The 3074-nt window shown below is 40.2% G+C and carries 4 protein-coding genes and 1 pseudogene; all 5 read right to left on the bottom strand.

The genetic code is table 11. The annotated features are described in order from the left end of the window. A pseudogene (locus AB5642_RS20095) lies at positions 1-428 on the bottom strand (ATP-binding protein); the annotation flags it as partial. Between the two features lie 92 nt (positions 429-520). Then, positions 521-958 (bottom strand): hypothetical protein, encoded by a 438-nt coding sequence (locus tag AB5642_RS20090; RefSeq protein WP_055273894.1) that lies wholly within the window; start codon positions 956-958, stop codon positions 521-523. Between the two features lie 101 nt (positions 959-1059). Further along, on the bottom strand, positions 1060-1443 hold the full coding sequence (locus AB5642_RS20085; RefSeq protein WP_002347267.1) for a YdcP family protein: 384 nt from the start codon (positions 1441-1443) through the stop codon (positions 1060-1062). A 15-nt stretch (positions 1444-1458) separates the two neighbouring features. After that, positions 1459-1785, bottom strand: a complete 327-nt coding sequence (locus tag AB5642_RS20080; RefSeq protein ID WP_003059926.1) for a YdcP family protein — start codon at positions 1783-1785, stop codon at positions 1459-1461. A 236-nt stretch (positions 1786-2021) separates the two neighbouring features. Beyond that, the coding region (locus AB5642_RS20075; RefSeq protein ID WP_368371947.1) for a VaFE repeat-containing surface-anchored protein at positions 2022-3074 on the bottom strand (1053 nt) is incomplete at its 5' end.

The raw sequence follows: 3074 nt of genomic DNA, 5'->3' as shown, positions 1-3074 counted from the left end.
TTTTCCATTTGATAATAAATCTTTGGAAACCAGACGATTTTTTCCCTTGATCTGCTTTGCAGGTCAGTAAAAAAACCGCTGTCTTGTACGGTATCAGCTTCATACCATTTATTTTCCAGTACCATTCTTGCCAGCTTTTGACGGTGCAGGAGCTTCTTGAAACTGTCGTAACAAAAGCGGTAATACAGAAAAGCGACCAATGCACAAACACCAGTCGCTATCAGTATGGTTATGAAGTTGTAAGGGGAAAGCGTCAAGCCGTTTTCTAACAAGCTGAAATGCTCCCAATCGGTACGCATGAGCTGTTTGATATTCAGTAGCAGAAGAACCGCCACAAATACAAACAGAAGCGTCCCTATGGAAAAGTGGTAGACAAGGTTCTTGTTGCTGGCTCTGATACGGTGTCCTTTGTTTAAAATCATTCTCATAAATCAATCACTCCTTTCTGGGTACGAAAAAAGCAGTCAATCCTAAGACTAACTGCTATGTATGTATAGATATGAAATTGTGAAACTGGAAGTTATCGCTCTGACATATATTTCTGTATTTCATCAGAGGTCAATTTTCTTATCTGCGTATTTGCATATTCTCTGTATTCTTCAATCATAAAAACAGGTTTCATATCTTTGCAAGTTTTTCCTTTGTTCTTTTTTAGATATAACAGCAAGTCCTCACTGTCCGCAAAGATTTTGTATGAAAGTCTGCCATTTTCACTTTTCAGTTCATAAATACCACATGACTTTTTGGTACTATAATCAGCAGTACGCAAATATAATTTTGCAATTTCTAACGATTTAAAAGGGAAATTCCACCGTTGTAATCCACGTTTGGGGTCATGTTCAATGCAAATGCACCTCCCGCAAGTCCCACAAATGTATTGTGTATGATTTTCTAAACAATCCAATGGATTTAAGAGTGGTGTTATTCTATTTTCGTCAACATAACATTCCATACACATTTCAATTTCACTCCTTTTGCAACTTCAAATGTGTTACTTTCTTCATACCCATATTATAACAGTTCCATATATCTGCTACAATAAAAATCTACCCACCAAGTTTATTTTTTCGGTTGTCCCTGCGGTGTATGGTTCTGTGGATTGCCTGCGTTCTGATTGCCTTTATTCTTCAATACAATGTCCTCTGCTTTTACATACCAATCCACATCTGCACCCGTATAGGTCTTTCTTGATACCGTATCGGCTACGGGATTGACAAGCTCCACAACTGCATTGTATGGAAATTCCCTTAACGGTACTTCTGGCGGTACAGACACGGGGATAATTCCACCATGCAGACTACATTTTAAATCATAGATACGTTTTTTAAGCTGGGTACTCGGTGTCCCGTCCTCATTCTGTAAGAACACATCACGCACCGCTGTAAATTTTAATTCTCCAAATGTTTTCTCTTTGTCAATAACAAACCCGTTTGATAATCTCATAAATTCTTCACTCCTTTACTTTTCTTCAACTGCTACAATATCATCAGCGAGCAACACATAATCGGTATGTCCCATATCCCCGATTGCGTAACCTCTGCCATATAACTTCGGATTGACAAGTTTCACTTTCTGTTCATACTTGAAATGCTTTTCGCCAGCCTGCACGGGAATTTCCACCACAACATTTTCGCCTTTCTGTACGTCAGAATAAAGGTTATAGCTTCGTCTGGCTAAGACCCTGCGGTTATTTTTATCTCTTTCAAAGATAGGCTCACTTTCGCCTGCAAATTCAAGAGTTCCAAAAGACTGTGCCATATCTGGCACGACATATTTCATTTCCATATTGTTTTACCTCGTTTCTTTCTATTTTTGATAAGTTTGTTGATAGTGATTTCTTATTCTGGCAGTTAAGGAAGTACCAGCAAGCCCCCAGATAGTAAAGGGTAAAATAAATGCTTACGCACCCTTGACTATCCGTGTTCTTGCAGGTAAGTAGCAGACAAGCCAGAATAAGCGGAAGTCTGCCGACACGGTATCGGCGGAGAACGTGATTTTTCTTTTCTCATACCGTTACCGCCTTATGATTTCTTCATTTTACGGCGTTTGCAGAAGAAGATACCTGCCAGTCCAGCACCAGAAGTCAAAAGAAGTGCAAGCAGTCCGTAAAGGTTTGTGCTATCGCCAGTTTTTGGACTGTCTGTTTTATGCGGTGTATCTGGTGTCTGTGGTGTTTCGGGTTTCTCTGGTTCTTTTGGGACTTTGGTTTTTTCCTTAAAGGTAATCGTCTGTCCTTTGTCCTCAATATCCTTATGCTCGGTAACTTTCTTCGGCTCGTCTGGATTGCTTAAATCGTATAATTCCTCAAAAGTTACAAGTTGTTTGCCGTCAAGAGAAGTAGCGTCAAAGGTAAAGGCAACTTCCACTTTCATAGTTTCGCTGTCAGCAGTAAACGTATAATCACTTTCCACACGTTTCCCGTCAATGATAAGCTCGGCGTTTTCTTCCTTTAACATCTGCCAGCCTTTTAACTGATACTTTGTGCCTTTTGTAAGTCCGTCCAATTTGACAGTATCAACGATTGTAACCTCTTTTCCTGCAAGGATAGTCTTATCGCCGTCCTTGCTGGTTGCTGTGGTATGGATAGAGATTTCTTTTTCGTATTCATCAGTCAAAGTTCCTAAATCAATCACAAGATTATTTCTTGATACTACGATTTCAAACGGTGGGATAAGCTCAAAGCCTTTGTTACTGTCAGAGCGTAATTCTTCAATGATGTAAGTATCGTAAGGTAACGCACCTTTGCTGTCGTCTGGTTCAGAAGTTCCAAACCACACACCGTCCTCGCTGGTCTTGCCTGCGTTAGTATTGTGCTTATGGGAAGCCCAGTCAGAAGAAGTGGAAAACTGCCCGTTATCATCAGTTACCACAACATGATTTTCGCCCGTTGTCTTGCTTGTGATCCTAAACGGAACATCAGCAAGACGCTTATGTGTGCCTGCACCGATTTTTACACCCTCAATATCTCCACGCTTAATCTGATTGTAGATAGAATGAGCTTCGTCGGTTAAGTCCACGATTTTTCCATTTTCTGTGATTGTAAAATCAATCGGTTTTGCACCGTCAGTTAAGTA

The sequence above is a fragment of the Ruminococcus sp. 1001136sp1_2201st1_G3_2201SCRN_220225 genome, assembly GCF_040924365.1.
GTDB classification, from domain to species: Bacteria; Bacillota; Clostridia; order Lachnospirales; family Lachnospiraceae; genus Blautia_A; species Blautia_A faecis.
Note: the sequence above shows the minus strand (reverse complement) of the source record. Positions and strands in the feature narration are given on the sequence as shown.